This window comes from Nitrospira sp. (assembly GCA_024760545.1).
Classification (GTDB): domain Bacteria; phylum Nitrospirota; class Nitrospiria; order Nitrospirales; family Nitrospiraceae; genus Nitrospira_D.
The window spans coordinates 2,919,429-2,938,318 of sequence record CP060501.1 but is presented as its reverse complement, the minus strand read 5'-3'; the positions used below and the strand labels follow the sequence as shown (position 1 = coordinate 2,938,318).

General features: G+C 55.7%; 24 protein-coding genes. 3 read left to right on the top strand and 21 right to left on the bottom strand.

What is annotated here, in order from left to right:
- Position 1: 1 nt before the first annotated feature.
- A complete protein-coding gene (locus H8K03_13845) occupies positions 2 to 2,317 on the bottom strand; it encodes a mechanosensitive ion channel (GenBank protein ID UVT18891.1) in 2,316 nt (771 codons plus the stop codon).
- 278 nt (positions 2,318 to 2,595) lie between these two features.
- Here H8K03_13845 and H8K03_13840 point away from each other — a divergent pair, with 278 nt between their 5' ends.
- Positions 2,596 to 3,876, top strand: a complete 1,281-nt coding sequence (locus H8K03_13840; GenBank protein UVT18890.1) for an NAD(P)/FAD-dependent oxidoreductase — start codon at positions 2,596 to 2,598, stop codon at positions 3,874 to 3,876.
- 54 nt (positions 3,877 to 3,930) lie between these two features.
- Here H8K03_13840 and H8K03_13835 read toward each other — a convergent pair whose 3' ends face one another.
- Positions 3,931 to 4,755 carry a hypothetical protein gene (locus tag H8K03_13835; GenBank protein UVT18889.1) on the bottom strand — a complete coding sequence of 275 codons (825 nt, stop codon included), beginning with the start codon at positions 4,753 to 4,755 and terminating at the stop codon, positions 3,931 to 3,933.
- A 204-nt stretch (positions 4,756 to 4,959) separates the two neighbouring features.
- On the opposite strand from H8K03_13835, the gene H8K03_13830 reads away from it, so the two are divergent.
- Positions 4,960 to 5,181, top strand: coding sequence for a hypothetical protein (locus H8K03_13830; protein ID UVT18888.1), 222 nt, complete (start codon positions 4,960 to 4,962; stop codon positions 5,179 to 5,181).
- A gap of 294 nt (positions 5,182 to 5,475) precedes the next feature.
- Here the strand turns inward: H8K03_13830 and H8K03_13825 are convergent, their stop codons facing one another.
- Complete coding sequence (locus H8K03_13825; GenBank protein UVT18887.1) at positions 5,476 to 5,766, bottom strand: hypothetical protein; 291 nt, start codon at positions 5,764 to 5,766, stop codon at positions 5,476 to 5,478.
- 334 nt (positions 5,767 to 6,100) lie between these two features.
- Here H8K03_13825 and H8K03_13820 point away from each other — a divergent pair, with 334 nt between their 5' ends.
- Positions 6,101 to 6,847, top strand: coding sequence for a ribonuclease H-like domain-containing protein (locus H8K03_13820; protein ID UVT18886.1), 747 nt, complete (start codon positions 6,101 to 6,103; stop codon positions 6,845 to 6,847).
- 132 nt (positions 6,848 to 6,979) lie between these two features.
- Here the strand turns inward: H8K03_13820 and H8K03_13815 are convergent, their stop codons facing one another.
- The 18 genes from H8K03_13815 to H8K03_13730 form a co-directional block, all read right to left on the bottom strand.
- Positions 6,980 to 7,126, bottom strand: a complete 147-nt coding sequence (locus tag H8K03_13815) for a hypothetical protein (GenBank protein ID UVT22571.1) — start codon at positions 7,124 to 7,126, stop codon at positions 6,980 to 6,982.
- Positions 7,123 to 7,548: a DUF4282 domain-containing protein gene (locus H8K03_13810; GenBank protein UVT18885.1), complete on the bottom strand. Its 426-nt coding sequence runs from the start codon at positions 7,546 to 7,548 to the stop codon at positions 7,123 to 7,125. The genes H8K03_13815 and H8K03_13810 overlap by 4 nt, the downstream gene beginning before the upstream one ends.
- A gap of 215 nt (positions 7,549 to 7,763) precedes the next feature.
- Positions 7,764 to 8,153, bottom strand: a complete 390-nt coding sequence (locus tag H8K03_13805; GenBank protein ID UVT18884.1) for a response regulator — start codon at positions 8,151 to 8,153, stop codon at positions 7,764 to 7,766.
- Positions 8,154 to 8,327: 174 nt separating this feature from the next.
- On the bottom strand, positions 8,328 to 8,624 hold the full coding sequence (locus tag H8K03_13800; GenBank protein UVT18883.1) for a hypothetical protein: 297 nt from the start codon (positions 8,622 to 8,624) through the stop codon (positions 8,328 to 8,330).
- Between the two features lie 572 nt (positions 8,625 to 9,196).
- Positions 9,197 to 9,526, bottom strand: coding sequence for a hypothetical protein (locus tag H8K03_13795; protein UVT18882.1), 330 nt, complete (start codon positions 9,524 to 9,526; stop codon positions 9,197 to 9,199).
- Between the two features lie 186 nt (positions 9,527 to 9,712).
- Positions 9,713 to 10,144, bottom strand: coding sequence for a hypothetical protein (locus H8K03_13790; protein ID UVT18881.1), 432 nt, complete (start codon positions 10,142 to 10,144; stop codon positions 9,713 to 9,715).
- Positions 10,145 to 10,290: 146 nt separating this feature from the next.
- Positions 10,291 to 10,554 carry a hypothetical protein gene (locus H8K03_13785; protein ID UVT18880.1) on the bottom strand — a complete coding sequence of 88 codons (264 nt, stop codon included), beginning with the start codon at positions 10,552 to 10,554 and terminating at the stop codon, positions 10,291 to 10,293.
- A gap of 58 nt (positions 10,555 to 10,612) precedes the next feature.
- On the bottom strand, positions 10,613 to 10,804 hold the full coding sequence (locus H8K03_13780) for a hypothetical protein (GenBank protein UVT18879.1): 192 nt from the start codon (positions 10,802 to 10,804) through the stop codon (positions 10,613 to 10,615).
- A gap of 623 nt (positions 10,805 to 11,427) precedes the next feature.
- Positions 11,428 to 11,754 (bottom strand): hypothetical protein, encoded by a 327-nt coding sequence (locus H8K03_13775; protein UVT18878.1) that lies wholly within the window; start codon positions 11,752 to 11,754, stop codon positions 11,428 to 11,430.
- A 1,862-nt stretch (positions 11,755 to 13,616) separates the two neighbouring features.
- Positions 13,617 to 13,907, bottom strand: a complete 291-nt coding sequence (locus H8K03_13770) for a hypothetical protein (GenBank protein ID UVT18877.1) — start codon at positions 13,905 to 13,907, stop codon at positions 13,617 to 13,619.
- A gap of 468 nt (positions 13,908 to 14,375) precedes the next feature.
- A complete protein-coding gene (locus H8K03_13765) occupies positions 14,376 to 14,705 on the bottom strand; it encodes a hypothetical protein (GenBank protein UVT18876.1) in 330 nt (109 codons plus the stop codon).
- 593 nt (positions 14,706 to 15,298) lie between these two features.
- On the bottom strand, positions 15,299 to 15,781 hold the full coding sequence (locus tag H8K03_13760; protein ID UVT18875.1) for a hypothetical protein: 483 nt from the start codon (positions 15,779 to 15,781) through the stop codon (positions 15,299 to 15,301).
- A 64-nt stretch (positions 15,782 to 15,845) separates the two neighbouring features.
- Positions 15,846 to 16,130, bottom strand: a complete 285-nt coding sequence (locus tag H8K03_13755; GenBank protein UVT18874.1) for a hypothetical protein — start codon at positions 16,128 to 16,130, stop codon at positions 15,846 to 15,848.
- 26 nt (positions 16,131 to 16,156) lie between these two features.
- Complete coding sequence (locus tag H8K03_13750) at positions 16,157 to 16,444, bottom strand: hypothetical protein (GenBank protein ID UVT18873.1); 288 nt, start codon at positions 16,442 to 16,444, stop codon at positions 16,157 to 16,159.
- A 224-nt stretch (positions 16,445 to 16,668) separates the two neighbouring features.
- Positions 16,669 to 17,196: a Slp family lipoprotein gene (locus tag H8K03_13745; protein UVT18872.1), complete on the bottom strand. Its 528-nt coding sequence runs from the start codon at positions 17,194 to 17,196 to the stop codon at positions 16,669 to 16,671.
- Positions 17,197 to 17,388: 192 nt separating this feature from the next.
- Positions 17,389 to 17,751 (bottom strand): response regulator, encoded by a 363-nt coding sequence (locus tag H8K03_13740; GenBank protein ID UVT18871.1) that lies wholly within the window; start codon positions 17,749 to 17,751, stop codon positions 17,389 to 17,391.
- Between the two features lie 49 nt (positions 17,752 to 17,800).
- On the bottom strand, positions 17,801 to 18,046 hold the full coding sequence (locus tag H8K03_13735) for a hypothetical protein (GenBank protein ID UVT18870.1): 246 nt from the start codon (positions 18,044 to 18,046) through the stop codon (positions 17,801 to 17,803).
- A 332-nt stretch (positions 18,047 to 18,378) separates the two neighbouring features.
- Positions 18,379 to 18,774 carry a hypothetical protein gene (locus H8K03_13730; GenBank protein UVT18869.1) on the bottom strand — a complete coding sequence of 132 codons (396 nt, stop codon included), beginning with the start codon at positions 18,772 to 18,774 and terminating at the stop codon, positions 18,379 to 18,381.
- Positions 18,775 to 18,890: the final 116 nt, after the last annotated feature.

The following is an 18,890-nucleotide window of genomic DNA, read 5'->3' as shown; positions in this document are numbered from 1 at the left end:
ATTAGGCTGCCGGCAAGACTTTCAGCCCGCCTTCCGAAAATTTTTGCTCGATTGCAAAGCGTAACTCGCTGGCAATCCCATTCGGATCTATCTCGGGGGCAATTTCGAGCCAGTAATTCATTGTAAAGACGCGGGCTTGCGACCCAAACTCATCCAGAAGCACTTGCGGTGGAGGCTGTTTCATGACTTGGGGGTGCTGCAAAGCAAGGGCGGAGAGCAGATCCGACACCTGCTGAGCGGCAATGCCGTATGGGACACCGAGGCGAAGGGAAAATCGGCCCACCCGACTGGAATAATTCCAATTGGTGAGATACTTCTCGAGGAAACTGCTGTTCGGAATCAACGTCTCCGTTCCTTTGACGTCTCTGACAGTGGACGAACGAAGGCCGATCGACGTCACTCGACCTCGAATGTTATCGACTTCAATGAGATCGCCCACTCGCAACGGCCGTTCGATTAAAACCAGAATGCCGCTGATGACGTTTTTGAGGAGCGTCTGTGCTCCGAATCCCACGCCGATGGCAAAAGCACCCCCTAGAAATGCGAAGATCGTCAATGGAATCTTGACCCATGTGAAGCTCAACACAATCAAAAACGTAACGAGCAATGCCTGGCTCCATTGGCGCATGAGATTGGCGACATCCTGCGCCATGCCGAATTTCGTCGCGGCCAATCGACCGATGGCCTGTGCCACATAGACGCAGACAACATAGCCGATCAAAAAGATTGCCAGCGCCGTCAGCCCTTTCCCGACTGTCACACTGCGGTAGCCGGTCATCGTCTTGCCGTCGACGTCAATCGTATCCTCCGCTGAGAAAAGCTCGTACGTCCATGCGTCCTTCATCACGCTTCCGCTGCGGGCGAGCCATTCTTCAAGGCGGTCGAACAGCGGTAATTCCCTCTGTTGCTGCTTGAATTCAGTTCGCCACCGTTCCATGAACCTCGCCGCTTCATCCATTCGGTGCAAGGCGCGCGTATAGGCTTCCTGCCGCTCGTGGAATGCGCGCAGCAGGTCTTGCAGTGTCGCACGTTGCGGCGCCGGCGAATGGCGCACCCGATTCTCCAGCTCGCTGATCTGTCCGGATACAATCCCACCCTGCTGGCGTAAATAATTCCGGGAAGCGTGAAAATTGTCGAAGAGCGGCATGACCCGTGTGTAGGCTTCCCGTGCTTTCCCTGGCTCGGACGTATGGGCGATGACGAAACGGCTCTCCCACAGCTGGCGCTCTCCGGCCACGACGTTCATCGATTGCTGCAAGAGGTCAGCCTCTGTCAGGAGATTGTCCATTCGGGCCTGAGCGAGCTCGACCCCCGCCTTTGCACGAGACAGCGCCGGCGTCTCCTCCGTTGAAGCCTTTCCTGCTTGTTTCCGGCGAAGAAGATCCAGTCGACGCTCGGCATCCTGCACGGCCTGAGACTGCCGCTGACGCTCATTGAATGTCTCTTCCAGCTTTTCTTCCAATCGCAGACGTTCTTTATCCGAGCGACTTCTGATCTGGGCAAGATCTGCTTCGCTGAACACGACATGAGCGGAGACTGCGTCAAGCCGCCGCTGTTCGAACGCGAGCCGCGCTTTCGTGCCATCCAGCTCTTCTTCAACCCGCTTCCTTGAGAGCTGCGCCACTTCAAGGAGAACGGAAGCAGCCTGAGCGTGTAGAACGGCTAGCCCGTGAAGGCGGCGTTCCCGATCTACCTGTGCAGGATCTTTCGCTGCTTCCAATCGTTCCGACGCCTGCCGCAGCCGCTCCTCAGCCGTTGCCAGCGCTTCGCGCGCCTGTTCAAATCGCAATGTGAGCAACTCCCGTTGAGACTGCAAACCCTCTACAGCTAATTCGAGGGAATACACGGCGTCCCACGACTGATCTGCAAGGAAAACCGAATAAGGCGGCGGTTCTGGAAGGCCTTTCCATTCATCGGCGCTGCGGAGGGTATCGGTACGGCGCTGACGCGCTTCAGTAAGCCGCTGAAGATCACTCACTTGCTCGTCATAGCCGCGCACGATTTGCTCCAGTAGCGCCTGCCGTTCCAGCTGCTCCTCTTGAAGAGCGCCGACAGCCCTCTTGGATGAAAGAGATGCCCGTATGGCGTTCAGTTCCGTTTGTGCTTCTTTGCGTCGATCGCCGAGGAGCGTAAGGTTGATTCCGCTGGGCATAGTCCCGCTGTCTTGATTTCCACTTCCATGGGAATCGGACACAGTGGTATTGGGCTCAGCGGCATGAACGAATTGCTCGAAGGGTCGATCGAATCCCTCCAAGGCGAATGCGAGGATCAAAAGAAGTTGAAGCCTGACGGTTGGAAATCCGATAGAGATCGACACCAACTATACCTCGAATCGTGGTAAGAGCTTCCGACAAGACTCAGCGCGTAGGCACGCGGGATTCGACCTATGATCATGTGTAAGCGTTTGAGTCACAGAATGCTTTGCGATACGCAACTGTTCACTTTAGGGACCCATTCCCCCAATCGCCTACTAGGCAATCCACTAGTTCGGCTTGAATAACCCTGCTAGATAGTACCCGGGAGACAGAAGCGCGCATGGGATGGGAGAAGTAGAAGAACATCTGCGATGGGAATTCTCTGAGCACGAAGGATGCGATGACCGATGACGTCGTGAGCATTGCCGTGGTGGGAGCCGGCGCAGCCGGGCTGACCGCTGCTATCGCTGCGGCGGAAACCCTGACAAAGGCAGGGCATTCAGGACAGGTTCTCCTGCTGGATGGCGCCAAACAAATAGGCGCCAAGATTCTGATATCAGGCGGCGGACGCTGCAACGTCACGCATGATGTCGTGACGCCAAGGGATTTTTTCGGCAATCGTCACGTGATCAGAAATATTCTTGCGAGCTTCTCCGTTGAACGAACCATCGCCTGGTTTGCGTCGCTGGGTGTTGCATTGAAACGTGAACCGACGGGCAAGTTGTTTCCCACGACCGACAAGGCGCGCACCGTACTCCATGCATTGCTCGAGCGTTCCCGCCACACCGGTGTCACAATATGTCCGGACCATCGTGTGAGTGACATATCTTGGGCAAACTCAGAATTTCTAGTGGATCATAGCCGTGGTTCAATACGCGCGGAGCGGGTCATCTTCGCCACCGGCGGCCAGTCCTTGCCGAGAACGGGAAGCGATGGATTCGGGTATCGGCTGGTTCGATCCCTCGGCCATCGGGTGACGCCGACAGTCGCGGCCTTAGTCCCTCTGGTCCTGGATCATTCCATGTTTCATGCGGCGCTCTCAGGCTTGTCGCATGACGTGGAGTTGATCACTCTGGTGAATGGTCGAGAAGTGGATCGGCGCATAGGGAGCCTACTCTGGACTCATTTCGGGATCAGCGGGCCCGTGGTGATGGACGCCAGCCGCTTCTGGGTGCTGGCGACATCTCAAGGCATGCCCGTAGATCTCTATGCCAACTTCGCGCCGAGTCGCACAGCTGAGGAGTTGAAGGCTTGGTTGGCCGCTCAGGCAACGGACCATCCAAAGCGTTCCTTGGTCCGAACCATGGCGTTGCTGGTTCCGGAGCGATTCGCCTATTCACTCTGCCACCACTGCTCTTGCGACCCGCTGAAAGCTGCGGCTCAGGTCTCACGCGTCGATCGGCATCGATTACTGAATGCCCTGACCCGGTTTCGATTTCCGATTGAGCGAGACCGAGGATGGAACTTTGCTGAAGTCACGGCCGGCGGGGTGCCATTGGATGAAATCGACTATCGGAGCATGGAATCGAAGCTGGTTTCTGGACTCTACCTTGCCGGGGAGATCCTCGATTGCGACGGCCGCATCGGCGGGTTCAATTTTCAATGGGCGTGGACGACAGGATGGCTGGCTGGACAGTCGGCGGCGAGGAGTCTGCTTACTGCAAAGATCCCCTCGCCCTGACCGTGATTGACAAGTCGATTCGCACAGTTGACGCCGGTTCTCCGGAGTTGAAGGTCACCACACGCCCGCTTCTGCTTCTGAACAGGCCTTTGCCCGTGGAAGGACTTGATACGATACACCTCCGTCCTTCATGGCCGGCTCATCCGAAGACAACATCGTCACCTGGAGCTTTTCATCGGTAAAGGCATCGTCACTGGTTCGCAACACTCCCTCGCGATTCAACATTTTGACCGCATTTGTGCGCGAGACGATCGGAGGATACTGCCTGAATTGATCCGCTGATACATAGGGAGCCTGAATGGTCACCGGGCGGCGTTTGACATAGATAAACTCACGCAAGTTGTCATCGAGGGGAGTCTTCAAGCTGACAACCACCGAGCTCGCTGCCGGAATAGCTGCGATCGAAAGGACATACAAGGGCTTCACGTCCGGCGGCGCTTCCCGGTTGCCCGAGGCCACCAAACTTGGAGCAGTCAAAACCTGCGTCCCCTGATTGATGGCGGGAGACCTCAGACCGACCCGGAGATTCGTGATGTCACGATCGGCCACATTTTCGAGCAACAGCTTGATCAAGACCCAGGCCTGCGGATCGGGCGCCTTGGCGCGACCGTTCGGAACAGGCTGCTCGTCACGGCGGATGCTGCAGTTGGACACAAGGTTGCGCCTCTCGAAGAAATAGAGCGTATTCATCCCCTGCGGTTGGGATCCTCGTTCATACGTGTAGAAGGACACGCCGACGTGAATCATCGTCGGTCTGAACCAGGCTACGACCGTGGGGAGCACAAACGGCACAAATGCGGCGAAGAGGCCGAGGATGACGACCTTGTTGAGCACACTTTGCCGCCAGAACCAATTCCAGCTCTTCTTCAGCCATTCCATGAACATCTCGTCAAGTGTTGTAACACCTAGCGCATTCTAAAACATAGGTCTCTTGTCAGAGGTCTCGGGGAAACCGAACGCCACAAGGTAATTGCCTATCGGGGAACAGATGCGGAAACCGCCCCTGCGGAACCCTCTGGATATAACATCGCTCACACACCGGTCCATAGCCCATGCTATGCTGAACCGCTCGTGAGACTGGCTATGGATAGGAAGTCTGAAGAAGGATCACAGCAGACGTTTCAGCGGATTTCGATTCGATGGAAGGTCTTGCAGGCTCTCGGTGCCGTTCTCATCGCGCTTGGCCTTTTTATCGACTGGCCACCTCCCCAGGAAGCAAATCTGCCTGACACTTCCTCGTTCCTAATCATCCTAGGCGGGCTTCTCGGCGCGGCGGGGCTCCTCGCTGCATTCCGACACGAATAGCGCATACGTACAAAATAATTCGCTCCGAGTCAGGGCAGAACCGCTATGCCTCGTGTACGATCCTAGCTTGTCGCGCAGATAGACTTGGGCGCTGGTCGTAAACCACGCCTGGTCGGCCGGCTACGGACGGACCATGGACGGGCACGACTCTTCCCAGATGAGTGACTTAGCACACGTCAGTTCTGGACCCTTAGGAGATCCCACGAGAATCCCGCAATAGACTTTGATAATAGAGTTCAAATTCGCGGAGGTCTCTTATGTGCTGATCGCTTCTTTGCGGGTCATAGGAACTACCTAGCGAACTCCCACCTGGAGCTGAACCGCGCTCACGCCATATGGGCTCATGAAGGCAAGCACTTTGTCTCCCGGTTTAAACTGGGCACCGAGTTGCGTTTGTTGCGTGAGGTTCAGAATATGAAGCTGCCCTTTATCGTCTCGAACGACCATCGTTCCCGGAACACCGGCTGAAATCGATACCACTTCTCCTTGCACGGGCGGAGCTGCCAGTGCGGAATTGGGTAGGCTGGCCATTGTCGTGGCCAGTAATATGAAACCGCTTAGCGTTCTGCTTATAAGTCGTGACATGGCAACCTTCCTCTCCGGTGGTGACAGCCCGTCCCACGCAAGCAGCATACGTGCTCTCGGTTTGAACACTCCTCGATGATTGTACCAGGATGTTTGTCACTCCGGCACACGAGAGCATGGAGATGTCCGTGCTCGACTCCTTTCGATTCACTATAACAAACACTAAAACCGCACCAGACCGAATCGGAGGAAGTCGACCGTTGAAGAGTCTGGTTCATCGTCCGATTTATACATATGGACGTTGAAATCGGCATATGTGCCGGGAGACAATTGGCCGGACGGGATTGTGCGTTAACGATCTGGATATGTACGGACGAGCCTCGTACAGACTCACATGATTACATCCACCTTTTGTTTGCTTCCGGGAATAGGGCGCACGAGCGAACGGCGGCTGTGGCTGGAAGGGATCGACACCTGGTCGCATTTTCTCGCGGCCTCCTCCATTCGAGGCATCAGCGCAGGCCGGAAGGCGTTGTATGACGAAGGTGTCGCCGAAGCGCATGCTCATTATTCTCAAGACGATGCGCGCTACTTCGGCGTGATCTTGCCTCAGCGGGAGCAGTGGCGGCTCTATGAATGGCTTCGTGACCGCGCCGTGTATCTGGATATCGAAACGGATTCGTTCGGACAAATCACCGTCGTGGGGTTATACGCCCATGGTCGCTTCACCTCATTCGTTCGAGGTGAGTCGCTGGACCAGCGGCAACTTGGGGAAGAATTGTCGCAATACGATCTACTGGTAACCTTTTGCGGGACGACGTTTGATGTGCCGATGCTGCTCACGCACTATCCCGGCCTTCCCCTGAACCAACCTCATATTGACCTTTGCTTTGTTGGCCGGCAGCTTGGATACCGAGGGGGACTGAAGGCGATTGAGGCGCAACTGGACATTGCTCGCGCGGCAGATCTGCACGGCTTGGATGGTCATGATGCGGTCCTGCTGTGGAATCGATGGCGGCACTCCCATGATGAGGCCGCCAGAGAGCGGCTGCTCGGCTATAATGAAGCGGATTGCGTGAATTTGGAGCGGCTGGCCGACATCTTCTACTCCGAGATGGTCCGCCGGTTAAAAGGCTGTTGACCTACGCATCGACCTGCGCGCCGGTCACCACAAAGAAAAATGGCACCAGGAACGCCATCATTAGGTGACAGTTGGTGCTCCAGCGTATGACGCTGTTGGCTTTCGGCGACCACCATCCCGGCCAGAAACGCCTCAATGATCGCGGCCAGGCCGATCCTTGGCCGCAATCTCGCCGACCACAGCAGGGAGCGTGAGCCGCCCGACGACTTCCGCACCGACCTGCGCAGCCACAAACACGATGAAGAGGGTAAAGAGGATGTCCGTCAGGTCATGCGTCACACGCTCGAGGTCTGCTGAAGCCGAGCCATCATGACCCTGGCCCGAGTGTCGAGGCTGACAAGGATCTCATGGAGGCTAAAGAGCAGGATGGCGCCTTCGCACATCATCCGCCACACCAGATTTCCAACCAGTAAAACCATGATCCCTCCAAAGCGGGTGAGGATCGGGTCCGCCTCATACCCCCCGCTCAACGTTTCGGGTGACAGGATCGATATGACCCCTGCCGCAGTGATGAAGCAGGCTCCCACGATATACACCACCTTAATGAGATGTGGTGTCACCAATTCGCGAAAGGCAAAATACCCCCCGTAGAAACTGGTGTACACCACAGGCCGAACCGGCTGTGGGGCAAATGGATGCGCGCACACCGAACATTTCGTGGCGGAGACATCGTTTTCCGTCAAACATTCGGGACATTTCATATCTACTCCTTCCGGTCGACAGTGGATGGATGCGCGGAGCCTCGAGTGAGGTCCGCCTCGCTAGACGCTTTCCACATACTCGCTCCCAGCCGGTTCTTTTGCAAACCCTCGATATCCATCCGCTGGTTATTCTCGCCTCATGGAGCGGCTCACTGTCGAAGACACCCGAGATATCACTTAGAGAGTTTGAATGTTGCAACTCGCGAGGTCGCTCCCTAGCTGCGGCCGCCCTTGCACCCTGAATCCGGCGACAGCTGTGCCCGCACGACATCCAGCAACATCTGCCGACTGAATGGCTTTTGCAGCGTCATATGGGCTCCCAGATACGCGGCGACTTGGAGATAGTTCCAGTCCCCGATTCCGCCGGACATGGCGATAATCTTGGCAGTGAGGCAGGTACGGCGGAGTTGCCTGATCAGTTCCAAACCGTCCATCCCGGGCATCAGGAGATCGACGAGCACGAGATCGACAGGCTCTTCGCGTAAGAGGCGGAGCCCTTCGTGCCCATCGGCGGCTGTCAGGACAGAATAGCCCTCAATTTCCAAGGCCTGTTGAACATGTCGCCGTACTTCTGGTTCGTCTTCAATCACGAGCACTCTCTGCATGATAGACCCCTTTTCACGGTCTCGAGGCCGACCGGTCAACGCCTCGGCTACAGCGGCAGATCAATCGCCGCTCGCGAATCCCTCAATCTCGCGCACACGAGAACACCGGACATGGCGGTAACATCTCTGGCCAAAGGCCCGATGGCCGATGCTCACATGGAGGCTGGCGTGAGATTACGTCAGGGGCGGATGGAAGACCGAGGTGGCCAATACAGGCAGATGGGGAATTGGATGCCCATCGACACGGAGACACAGGGCACTGAAGGGGCGGAGTTCAGGTACCGGAGGGAGTACCGAGAAATCTTCAGAAACCGATCCGGCAAGCATGTCCGAGTTCGTCAACAGACTGAGCAGAGTCACCGGGGCACCGAGCATCTGCGCGAGCACACAGACACAGAGTAAAAGAATGAGGCACACCGTAACCTGTGGATGATCGATGAAGTCTGTGGCGCCGCTGATGTTCCGTAGCACGTCGTTCGTTTTTCTCGGTGGAGGGCTCTCGCCCAGAGGTTCTCTGAAGAGAAATATCAGTAGGGAGCACCCTGACAGGCTGCCGACGATGCGACTTGCTACGACGAGTTATCGTGTATCTTATGAAGGATGGCAAGTCAAGAGGCGTCTCCCCTGCCGCGATCCTGGGCGACTCAAAGTCGCTGGCGAACAAGGGGAGCCCCACGCATCATCAAGCCGCCCTTGCCTGGCACGATTCTCCGCCAACCAAAAGCGGCAGACAGAACGGCCCCGCGTGCCCGACAGGATCATCAAAGTGATTCGCGCGGCCGGCAACGGTTTGCTCTACCGTTGCCGGCACCCATCGTTACGAAATCGTGCGGGTGGCGCGATCATGTTTGGATGATCCGCTTGCACGACCCGACAAGAGGCAGCTATCTCAGTGACGGCTCACGATGCAATTCCTTCAGCATCGGCTCGCCTTCCCCTCGGCTCCCCCACCAGGGATCGGGTCTCTGTGAATGGCCATTCACACTATCGAGTGACTCCGCATACAATCCATATGTTATGGGAACCTGAACAAACCGTGTGAGCTAGGGAAGCTGCACCACCGTAACCGTCCAGTGCGCATTGCTCGAGATTTTGAGAGAGTAGGTCCCGCCTTTCGCGTGATACGTGGCGCCGGCAGCATCGCCGGTCGAATTCCCCAGCGCCTCCAGCTGTTGTCCCTGAGCATCGAGAAGAAAGAGCGAGAAATCATTCGTGGCTGTCCACCGCACCTCCCAACCGTCTTTCACGGTGAACGGCCGCGTCGTCCGCGATCCGTTTGCAGTGAGTTCCTGGATGATTTGTTCCTCCGCGGCGAACACCAAGCCGGCGAGCAGCAGCGAACCACACATCACAACGCTCATCAATCGATACATGGTATCCCTCCTTTTGTTCGGCGCGGATCCAATCACAACATGTTACATCCGGGCACCGCGGGAGCACCAGCTGTCCCGCGACTGAACTTCTAGTGGGCACTTGGTCCGATAAGGTGATCTGTGGGCATCCATACATACTTGTCAGTGTTGCAGTAGGAGTGCAGAGCATTTCGGCACGCGATTTTGCTAGGGAACAGCCATCACGGGAATCGACGGATCAACCGCTAGCCAGATGTCGACATACTTCTCTGACAGCGTGAGAGCCAAATCTGACCGATACAGCGTGTGATCTAACTCCATCGAGATGACATGAAACATCGCGAGGTAGGCATATTTGAGTGCAAGCGGCACATCGTGTGCGACGGCCTCCTCTCGACTTCGAAGGAGTCGCGCCCGATACTCATCGACGGCCTTGATGGCCACGAGCAGTTCCCTCTTGAGTTCAATCAGCTGTCCAGTGTCGCGTGAAGAACCCTTTCCCCTCGTCGCTCGAAAGTCTTGAACCCGTTGCTTATGGTCGGCGTAGTCCGCCACGAGGCTGAGCAGTGTGTCCGGTTCACCTGCCACCGCAAAAACAGGGGAAGTCAGAATCACGAGCAGTGCCAACAAGCATCTCATTCGTATCGTTTCTCCTCAACGTGGTTGTCTCTCACACCGACAGGACGGGACGACGCCGGTTGCGCACGCACGACCTCCAAGAGTTCCTGCCGACTGAATGGTTTCTGGAGCGTCGTATGAACGCCCTGATACACCGCGAGATGCTCTCAGTCCCCGATACCTCCGGCCATGGCGATAATCTTCGCCCTCAGATGGGTGTGGTGGAGCATTCGAATCAGATCCAATCTGTCCATACCCGGGGTGCGGAGTTCAACCAGTACGAGACTCACGGGTTCCTCACGAAAAAGACGGAGCCCTCGCTGCATAATGCACCTCACTTGATAATTTGAAGCCCCGACCGTTGCCCGAGTGACGGCCTGTTGATCGCCGCTCACAAGCCCCTTCATCTCGACACTGAGCGCATCGAACATGGCGGGATCGTCACGGCCAGGAGCCCGGTCGCCGATACACGTCTTGTGCGGAGTGAGATTAGGTCAAGGGCGGATGGAAGACGGACGCGGCCAACACCGGCAGATGGGGAATCGTATGTCCGTCGACACGGAGGTGTAGGGCGCTGAAGGGACGGAGCTCAGGCACTTGGGGAAGCATCGAGGGATCTTCGGAACCTGATTCCGCGAGCACATCGGAGGTCGTCAACAGACTCAGGAGCGTCATCGGCATGCCGACCACCTGCGCCAGCACACAGACACAGAGAAAGAGTGCGATCCACCTTGAACTCGTTCTCTGACCAATCGACGTCAGGGTCTTCACACCTGATATATATCTGGATAGAAGAAAATATTCACCAAGAATATCCCGTTCACAGGCATTCTCAATGGAACGAGAGAGTAGTGGAGTGGCTTCTCGAGAAGCGATGGGGCTATGTGTTGGGGAATCACCGATCAACAAATGTCGCGGTGATGTTCTAGGCCCTCATGGGTGGAGTCCGAACAGAGTAAGGAGATGATCACAACTTGACGAAATCTAACTGCGCCCCGCTTTCATCCGGGCACATCTTCCATCATATTTTGATACGAGGAACAAAGCACTTGAGCACGCCCATGAACAGATGTGCCATCCTGATTCTCTCGTTGGTTCTGTCAGAGTAGAGCCCTTGAGCCCCTGTGGAACGCCGTGAGTCGCAGTGCTGTCGTTGAGGGAATAGCTGCTTGACTGGTGCAATGGCCATCGAGACCTCCGTATGCTGAGGAGTAGAGAGTACGACCGTCATTCTAGTCAATGATCGCTTAGTGTGAACCTAGTAACAATCCCAGTGAGTCACAGAGAAGGCTCTAGATCACCACTCACTCCGGAAGGCCTGGTGGGACTGGTGCCTGACCCCCTACCCTGAGCCGTACCTTCCCTTCAGGATTGCGCTGTTCTCTCGACGGCGACACGACTGGGCTCTTGCGCAGCGCCTTAGCATTCTCCCTTTCGAATACGTCGCCAGCTCCCTGCTGTTGGTTGTCCAGCCGAGACGAATCATCGCTCGCTTGCTGAGGCATCTGTTTGTGATTGAGCTTGGCACCCTTCGCTTCGTATGGTCCCAGCGACCCTTCCGCGAGTGAACAGAACCCCGCCACGCTGATCGCAAGCATGAGCACATAGGGAGGATGGTTCCGTCGTCGCATACGTTTCTCCTTGTGAAGGATTTTCACCAAGCATAGTGGACCTCGCGGGGCTGGCGTACTAGGAAAGCACATAGGGAGGAGAGCAGCGAGCCGGCATTGGATGTTGGATTATGGGAAAGGCACAGCCTGGTCAGAGTGACATCCGAATCCTATGAATTTATGAGAAGTAGCCTGTGGCGGCCGGCACGGGAGGAGCCTGAGGGACTATGAAACCGTTTGCTCGGAAAGATACACGGATAAGATAATGAGAATGAGTCCACCGATTGCTGCGAACTTATAAATACGGTCGTTGGGAGGAATTGTCAGGGTCATCGGAAACTAGACGTATAGCCAACTACCGATGTAAGGCTAGGGCAACCGTCGGAAGGTGTCAAGGAGCCATTACGAGACTGTCCCGCCACTTTAGAAATGTCCGTTGCATCGAGTGACCTCTTTGGTGAGAGGCCGGAGTATTACTTGGTGACTCGCGATCGAATAGTTAGCAAGCGCAGAGAAGTGCTCACGGGTATACCGGCGTCAGTACGCGGGCGATTGAGGACCCCAGCGCAAACCAGCGAGATCCGGATCTTCCCCCTCGACCGTCGGGCTCCGGTTCACCTTGTTGGCCTGACGTTGCGCGCGCCGCTCTTCCTTCGTCCGCTGCTTCTGTTGACGTGCTCGTTCGCGTTCACGTTTGCCGCTGGTAGTTTTTCCTGGTCCTCCGATGATGTCCTCCTTCTGATACAGCGTCGTAAGGCACGAGGCGTTCTAGGAACGGGTCCCTCGCTTTCGAGATGCCCGAGTTGCTTTCGGAACTGATGTACGGAGAGAGTCGTTTGCCTGAGCACGAGCGAGTGTATCAGGGCTCAGCCCATTGCTTGAGGCGGAGATGATTTGGCGGCGAACATCCTCAATTGACGGTGCGGAGGAGGTTCCGGCCGGATCTGGCAGTCCCAGAAGATCCCAGCGTATCCTCGTTCTACGAATGCGTGCTTTCCGTCGGTGCGAGGGCTTCGTCCACCACGAGGTACTCATAACTTATCTCTCGTACGAAATGAATTACCGTGCACATGGTCAATCAGTTCTTGGCTACGATCTTCACGCTCAGAGAGGCTTCTACCAAGTATGCGTTCGTCGTGGTGTGGCCTGCTGAGCTTGCACCCATCCTCCAGCTCAGTGCCGGACTCGATGATTGACACAAAGGCCTTTGCCCGACCACCCTACCACACACCTATTATTCGATCACACAAGGACAACACAAGGAAGGAATGAGCGCGAGGATCACAGCTCGACGCATGAAGTGTACCATACGGAAGCCGAGTTTGCGAATGAGGTACCAAACGCTGCTACCATGCGTGTCTGCGCAATTATCTGGGTCACAGAAGCCACTCCATGACTCTATCCTAGAATGTATAAAGGCCTTTTTGAGCAGTGAAGAACTCAGGCGATGGTGTCCACTATTTTCGCCAATTCGGGAGGAAGAACACTCTGCGCGGGACACTCGTACCAAAGAAGACCAACGACTGAGCGAAAGCGAAAGTCAGTCTTTTCACCCTGTCCCCGTATGTTCCTAGAACCGAGCCGTATTCGGACCATGGAACCTGTGCAGGGGGCTCGAGTGAATCGACGATAGGTTTCGCTTCCTCCAGGGCTGCCGCGAGGGCCTCTTCGCGGGAAGGGAAGCCGCCGTCTGGGCACCCTTTGTGATACCCCCAACAGGTTTGTCGGAATTCAATAATGCGATACTCGCAATGCCAGGCCCCATCAGCTTGACGTCTGGGAACCAACTCGATGCTGCGATGCTTATAGTCCGGCATTGTCGTTTTCTCGAGTCTCCACCCATCCCTTGAACATGAGCCTCCTTCCGTGTCGCGGGCACTTGGTCAGTGCGTCTGTCTTGCACGGACACTGAGGCCGTCGGTCCCTGCTCGAATGATCTTTCCAGGACTCGCACGGAGCGTGGGGAGCACGGTATGCTCCATATACTCCTTGAGGTTCTCCGGACGGAGATCGTTGACGAATTCACGGTCGAGTGCGAGTTCTGAAGTCTGCGCGCCATCGTGATAGACGAAGCGCTCAGTGTACGGGCCCGGCGTGACATCACGAAACCACCTTTCAAGGCACTGCTGTATGATTCCAATGTTTCCAGGCTCACTACCTCCAGGATTCGTCACAATCCCTCCTGCTGGTCAATATCTGGAACGTGTTCACCTGGACTCCGGAAGTGCAGAAGCTATGCCAATCCGCCCCAATAGAATGGTCATAGCGCCACGTGTCCGGATATGCCGTTGAACAGGCCCTGCGTTCGCAGTTACTGGTTCAGCAGAAGATGCGGTACCGCTGCTGATTGATCAACAGTGCAATCGTCCTTACATGCAATCGACAATCGGGTTGGTGCGGTGAATTTGTGACATCCCACTGGGTTTCTACCAATCCTCTTATGGTATCTCGACGGATACGTGTCGTATCTCAATGGATACCAGGGTGATGGCTTGCACTATGCTAGAGGAAAGTCACAGTAGGATATTCTTGAATTCTCGGATCCCGGTGCAGCATATGAGGTTGTCGCTCTTAAAGCATTTCGGTCCGTTTCGCTGTGTTACTCGACGCACGTCGAGGCAGCCATCACCATAATAAAATGCTCATGGTTGCTGCACGACCGTCACGGTCCAGGCCCCCTCGCTGATAACCTTGAGCGAGTACGTCCCGCCCTGTTCTTGAGAAGCGCTCCCGCCTCCGCCGTGCTCTGCATAGGCAATCGCGGCAATACGATTGCCTTCGCGATCGAACGTTATGATAGAGAGTCCTTCGTCGCCCTTCCAACGCACCTCCCAGTGATCCTTGGCGGTAAAGAGGCCCGACATTTGGGTGCCCTTCGCGGATAACAGTAGCAGGATCTGCTCGTCCTCAGCGAACGCTGTACTCACGAGTATCAGAACACCGCACAACACCACGCTGGCAAAAATCGACACATGGACTCCTCGCCGCCCTATCGTGTCTCACATCGACACGATGGTAGCGAATGAGCCGTAATCTCCCTACTAGGAAGGACCTTAGGGGGCGCTTTGCATTCTCCCTCACCACCCTACTCGACCTCGCCCTCCGTCGAGATGGTGTGGAGAAGATGAATGCGAGGGTGACCTTGATCGCATTCGGCCAGGCCCTTACCGCATATCTACACGATCAACGATAAGAAACTGTCCGTCTTCATCGTTAAGATCGGAGACCGGGAAGAAGCCTAAAGTCGATCAACATCGCTGTCGTTGACACCGTCAGCATCAGACTGACCCAACCTAGTAACCTGCCGTCATCAGCGCGAATACCACAATCGCTATCATGACGATGGCAATGGCGATCAGCATGAGCGGAGGATGAGCGCCAAACATTCCGGGCATGGGCCTACTCCTCGTTTAGGGGTGTGGACTCTCAGATCACCCTAAGCCATTGGGCTACCAAGTGTCTAATGGGAGGGAACCCGGCCCATGAACTGTCTTCGTCACGTTCCACTCTGCCCGGTTGTTGACGAGCAGGTAAGCCGAGTTTGTGAGCCTGATCGATTGCTGAATCAACTGATGACACGTTTCGCCTTTTTCAAGGCAGCCGCGGTGGCCTCCGTGACTGTAGCGAAGGTGCCATCAGCCAATCCGCGCCTTTTGCCGGTTGGGAGTTTGCCAGGTTCAAAAAGTATATACTCGCATTGCCAGCTCCCATTCGCTAGTTGGACCGGCAGCAATTTGATCGTGCGGCCATCAGAATGGTAGTCGCGATACTGAAATCTCTGAGCCGTAGTTCCTTCTGTCAGGACATTAAAATTGAACAGCGGTATACCTGAATCAATAATGCACTTCGCGGCTTTCAATGCCGCTATTTCTGCGTCTATAGAAGTTGAAAAGTCTGCCTCGACATGCCCCTCTTTCAAATTGGACTTTGGCTTTAGGGATTCCACAACAATTGAATACCGGCATCCCCATTGCCCATCCGCCAGTCGATCCGGAGTCAACTTGATCATACACCCGGCATAATAAAAGTCGCTCAGAGGAGTGAACATTGCCGGTTCGATGGATCTTCAGTCATCATCTTTTCCATGACAGCGTCTTCACCTCCGCTCTGCTCTACTTCTTCACGACTTGTGTGACAAGTTTCTGGGCACTGCCGATCGCCTGGCCCAGGAATCCGCCGACGGCTCGACCGAGCTTCCCCGCCTGACGACTAGCGGCCGTGGATTTTGTCCTCTTGACTCCTTTCTTCAGTCGCCGGCTCGCTGTGGATGCAACGCCGCCCACGGTCTTCTTGAGTTTTCGAGCCGCAGCTCCCGCCTTGCCTCGCAAAGTCTTCTTCCCCTGTCGCATCAGTTGTTTCGTGGCATTCACAACTTGTTTAGCACGCCGCTTTTTCATGTGACCTCCCATGTTGAAGTACCTGCCTAAGCGAGACCATGGTCAATTGTTGAGGTGCTGTCAGGTGCCAGCGCCGCAATGAAGCCATCATCAACGGTCGAGCCCGTGACTCGGTTCGCCTTGTTGCGCATTCCGATCATTGTTGCGTACAGCGTGTGGCACGCGTCACAAATCGCTTCGGTGAAGACATAGTTGTCGGCTGGTTCGCCATGATATGCACGGTAGTCATTCACTTTCACCCACAAGGATCGGTTCGAATCATAGACTTTTTCACACAGGTTACAGAGGGTGACGGATTTTAATTGAGAGGCCATAGGCTCACCTCCATAGCGAGGGCACCTACCGGGTAGGATCCATAACGGAGGTCATTTTGTCATGAGTAAGTGCGGTTACTTGCTGGTAGGATCCCTAGCCGGACGATGCCGGTCGTCTTACATACGTCGATGAGCTCGTCCGTCTCGAGTATGCCTAAGGCGCTACATAGGCCTAAGACGAAGCGAATCTCGAAGGGGAGACTGACGGGGGTACTCTTCGTTCGTTATTGGAATGGGTCCGATTCACGGATGAGCTCTGGTGGAGTCGTGGGTCCATAGTTCTCATCCACACTGTGTTCCCACACGCCATCATGTTCCGCGGACATGCCCCACCCGCGTGCATATACCAATTTCAGGAGTGGCTGTCCTTCCGGACCAACACCGACGACACGACCGACGATGGTCATATCAGCCCAATGGCGGTAGGAACCGGGCAACGTGTGATGGTTCTTCACGACGATCCAATACCACCCGCCTTCGTGATCGCTTGGGCTGGGGGGAAGATGTGGCCGGTAATTCTCATTGAGTGGGCGATTCTTTACGTGCAACCAGAGGTTTCCACCCCGAATTTCCTCTTTCACGATGACAGCGCCCAATACGACAAGCCGATCTTGATAACGCTCGGGCGTGGCGGCCAGCGAAGACAACGTGACACCCGGATCTACCTCTTTCAGATATTTTCGTGGCACAGCGGTGCACCCGACGGTCACGCACAGAGCCGATAGGAAAAGGACCTGAGTCAATCTGCCCACACAAATCCGCATACTGTTGAGCTTAGCACGCTGAGCGGTCAAAACGTTCACATTTGCATCGAGCCATATCGTGGGAATATCTTCCGTTCTTGGTACCCGATCGTTGTTCGTTATCCATCAAACGAACGGTAAACTCAACCCCCTAAGATCGACGCTCATTCTGAAGAGGTTGGCGTGACGGTGCTGTCGTGGCTAGTGCTGCAGTTCATACTGCACTGCGTAGAGCAACGCCTCGAGATCCAGCGGTTTTGGAAAGGTATGCCGAGCCCCGAGGAGCTTTGCCTTCTGGAGTTCTTCTGCGGAACGCCCGCTCATGGCGATGACCTTCACATTCAGGAACGCCCGGGTCAACTCCAGGATGACCTCCAGGCCGTTCATCTCTGGCATCTCCAGATCCGTGATGACCAAATCCACGGGCTGCGCCCGAAACCGTTCGAGTCCCTGCCGGCCATTGGCGGCCTCACAAACCTGATAGCCGGCATCTTCAAGGTTTAGCGCCAGCAGGGTGCGAACTGACGCATGATCCTCAATGATTAGGATGGTGACTGGTCTCATGAGCTTGTCCCTTTTCCATGCCAGAGCCCCTCTTGGGCCAGCCGGTATCTTAAGCGGCAAGCGGCTCAGACAAATCCGATTCCCACGGCAGCTCCACGGTCTCTTCAACCATCACGGCCTGGGCGCTGACCAAGATCGGCTGGGCGTGGAGCTGACGGGACTGCTGCAGGACGGCGTCATCCCGGTGGCCACAATTGATGCAGCGCCAGCTGCGACTCCACATCTCGCCATACCCGGCTTCCATATCGATCATCTGCTCTTCCAGCATCAATCCCTGACAGCGTGTACAGGTCATCTCGGTCCTCCTCTTGGTAAGTGCGTCGTGCTTGAGTCAACCGTATCAGGAATGAAGATTCGAGCCAGATTCGAACGAGGTACGCCGAAAGGGGGGGATGGGAGGTCCGGATGTTTCCTAATCAGCACATCATTTGCGTTGCCATGGGCGTAGAGAGCGGATTGACAACCCTTTGAGCCGCTGGCACCCATGCCCCAGGCGCCGACGAAGGCGAAGTGAAGCAACGCCCGCTCTCAGTGAGTGACCGGAGGTGGGCCGAGATATGGTTGATTTAGTGAAGAAGGCCACGGAAGAGAAACGCCAAGCCCATTTCTTAGCGAGTGCAGCGCTTGCTAATAGCAGTTCGTGAAGACGGAACGTCCCAATTGTGGAGACATACAGTCAATGGGCGGTCTCGCGGGATCCAATCTTCGGCGTCCAACGGCTTGGCGCAACCCATTCTCCAGCGCATCATCGACAAGCGCATTGATTTCCGCATCGGTCAGACCGGGGTTTTCCTGTCGAAATTGTTGCTGAAGCGCCGGACGGTTGGTCGCGATGTACCGTTCACGGGCCTGACGTGCTCCCTCACGGGCCCGCTCATACAGGGCTTTGCGTTCTTCTGTCCAATAACTGTCAGCTCGGTCGATAGCCTGATCAGGTCCGGATTCGGAATAGATAGCCCTGTCTGGCCTGGCCTGGGAACATCCGCTGAGAAGGAGAATGATCAGAACCAGCGCGACTCGCATGATGTGCCTTTGAATGCTCGCTGAGTCTCTACTGTCGTGGACTACTCCCCCGCGTAACCTGAAAGAGCGTTCACTGGCCCCGTCTCGTCAGATCTCATGATCTCTCCAGTAGGATG